This is a genomic window from Micromonospora sp. AB353 (assembly GCF_049538395.1).
Taxonomy (GTDB): domain Bacteria; phylum Actinomycetota; class Actinomycetes; order Mycobacteriales; family Micromonosporaceae; genus Micromonospora; species Micromonospora aurantiaca.
In genome coordinates this window covers 1-2,544 of sequence record NZ_JBMVFV010000169.1, presented here as the reverse complement: position 1 = coordinate 2,544, position 2,544 = coordinate 1, and the positions used below count along the sequence as shown (strand labels likewise).

Below are 2,544 nucleotides of genomic sequence, written 5' to 3'. Positions count from 1 at the left end.
CCGGGATCCCCGGCGTCGGCGGCCAGCCAGCCGGCGAGCTGCGCCGACTCGGCCAGCGCGGGCAGCATCGCGCGCCGGCCGGCGGGCCCGGCGCGCCGGTAGCCGCGGACCGCGTGCCGCAGCCGGCGGGCGCCGTGCCCGGCGAGGTCGCCGCCGCCGAGCAGGTCGTCCCAGTGCCGCAGCGTGGCGAGCGTCACCCGGTCCGCCGGGTGACCACGACCGGCGGGCTCGTCCGGCCCGCGCGGGACGCCGAGCGACAAGGGCTGGTCCCCGGCCTCCCGCCCGGGACGGCCGTGCCGCGGCGGCGCGGCGGCGAACGGACCGACCAGCGTGCGGCCGCCCGGGTCGGCCGCCCAGCGGTACGCGAGCGTGAGCAGGGCCAGCCGGGCCCGGGAGCCGGCCGGGTCGACCACCGCGGGCGCCACGCCCAGCCGGCGGCTGCGGGCGGCGGCCCCGGCCAGCACCTCGCCCGGCACCCCCAGGACCGTCGCCAGCCAGGCGGACCAGAAGTCGCCGGGAAGCCGCAGCTGGCGCTCCCAGCGGGACACCTCGTTGCGGGTCAGCGTGGGCACGCCGGAGGCGGCGCAGAGCTCGTCGGCCAGCCGCTGCTGGCTCCAGCCACGGGCGGCCCGCAACTCGGCCAGCAGCGGCCCGAGCAGGCGCGGGCCGCGCGGCGGGGACGGGATCATCGCAAACCTCCGGGGCGACGGCGCGGATGGCGACGCGGACGCCCGGCCAGGTGGTGGCGCCGGCGCGTCGCCGTCGTGGCGACCCCCGCGCGGGCCCCCGGAACGGCCGTCGGCCGCCCCACCGCGCTGCCGCATTTCTACCCCCGGGGTACGACGTCGCGCCGGGACAGGTGTTCGCGGGCTGGGAAGATTCCCGATGCGGCGTGCCGTCCCGGTTACAGTCGGTCTGTGGCGCTCGGTCTTCCCTCGGTCCTTCCCAATCCCCAGCCGGCCATCGGGGAGCTGATCCGTGACGGCCGCCCCACGTTCTCCTTCGAGTTCTTCCCGCCGAAGACCCCGGCCGGGGAGAAGCTGCTCTGGCAGGCCATCCGCGAGCTGGAGTCGCTTCGGCCCTCGTTCGTGTCGATCACCTACGGCGCGGGCGGCTCGACCCGCGACACCACGGTGGCGGTGACCGAACGGATCGCCACCGAGACGACGCTGCTGCCGATGGCGCACCTGACCGCGGTGAACCACTCCGTCGCCGAGCTGCGGCACGTGATCGGCCGGCTGGCCTCGGTCGGGGTGCGCAACGTGCTCGCAGTGCGGGGCGACCCGCCGGGCGACCCGGGCGGCGAGTGGATCGCTCACCCCGAGGGCGTCCGGTACGCCGAGGACCTGGTCCGGCTGGTCCGCGACAGCGGCGACTTCAGCGTCGGCGTGGCCGCGTTCCCGTACAAGCACCCGCGCTCGCCGGACGTGGACAGCGACACCGCGCACTTCGTCCGCAAGTGCCGGGCCGGCGCGGAGTTCGCGATCACCCAGATGTTCTTCGACGCCGACGACTACCTGCGTCTGCGCGACCGGGTGGCAGCCGCCGGCTGCGACACCCCGATCCTGGCCGGGGTGATGCCGGTGACCCAGATCGGCACCATCGAACGGTCGGTGCAGCTGTCCGGCGCGCCGTTCCCGCCGGCGCTGGCCGAGCGGTTCGAGCGGGTGGCCGACGACCCGGAGGCGGTACGCCGCCTCGGCGTCGAACAGGCGAGCGAGATGTGCGAGAAGCTGCTCGACGAGGGCGTGCCGGGGATCCACTTCATCACCCTCAACCGGTCCACTGCGACCCGGGAGGTGTGGCAGCGGCTGCGCGCCGCCGCACGGGTGTGACCACCCGCCACACGACACCCGCGCCGTGCTTCTACGGTTGATCCGTGGTGGGCACACAGCTGAACTGGGACCAGTACGCGACCGCGTGGGCGCGGCTGCACGGCGGCTTCGATCCGCGTACCGCCGCGCCGGTGGTGCGTGCCTGGCTGCGCTTCGCCTACCACGTGGGCTACGTGCTGGGCCGGCTGCGCGTCGGCCCCACCCCGGTGACCGTGTTCGGGGTGCTGCTCTGCTTCTGCGTACCCCTGTTCGTGGAGCGGCCCGGCAACGGACCGTTCCTGGGCGCGTTGTTCGTGCTGCTGGCGGCCGTGGCCGACAGCGTCGACGGCGCGGTGGCGGTGGCGACCGGCCGCACCACCCGGCTGGGCTACGTGTACGACTCGGTCGCCGACCGGCTCGGCGAGGTGGCCTGGCTGGTCGCGTTCTGGCTGCTCGGCGCGCCGGGTGCGCTGGTCGCGGCGGCCGGTGGCCTGTCCTGGCTGCACGAGTACGTGCGGGCGCGCGCGGTCTCGGCGGGGATGCGGGAGATCGGCGCGGTGACGGTGGGGGAGCGGCCGACCCGGGTCTGCGTGGCGCTGGTCGGGCTGCTGGTCGCCGGGCTCACCGGACTGATCGACGCCGACCTGACCGCCGGCACGATCACCATGGCCACCACGGTCTGGGTGCTGCTCGCCGGGTTCGGCCTGGGTCAGTTGCTCTCCGCCGTCCG

Annotated in this window: 3 protein-coding genes; 2 read left to right on the top strand and 1 reads right to left on the bottom strand. The window is 75.8% G+C overall.

Annotated features, from left to right (window positions below; translation table 11 throughout):
• Positions 1-689: helix-turn-helix domain-containing protein (locus ACPCK6_RS29520; RefSeq protein ID WP_423482847.1), on the bottom strand; the 689-nt coding region annotated here is incomplete at its 3' end.
• A gap of 228 nt (positions 690-917) precedes the next feature.
• Between ACPCK6_RS29520 and metF the strand changes: the two genes are divergently transcribed.
• Positions 918-1,835 (top strand): methylenetetrahydrofolate reductase [NAD(P)H], encoded by a 918-nt coding sequence (metF, locus tag ACPCK6_RS29515; protein ID WP_135241307.1) that lies wholly within the window; start codon positions 918-920, stop codon positions 1,833-1,835.
• 44 nt (positions 1,836-1,879) lie between these two features.
• Positions 1,880-2,544: CDP-alcohol phosphatidyltransferase family protein (locus tag ACPCK6_RS29510; protein WP_423482846.1), on the top strand; the 665-nt coding region annotated here is incomplete at its 3' end.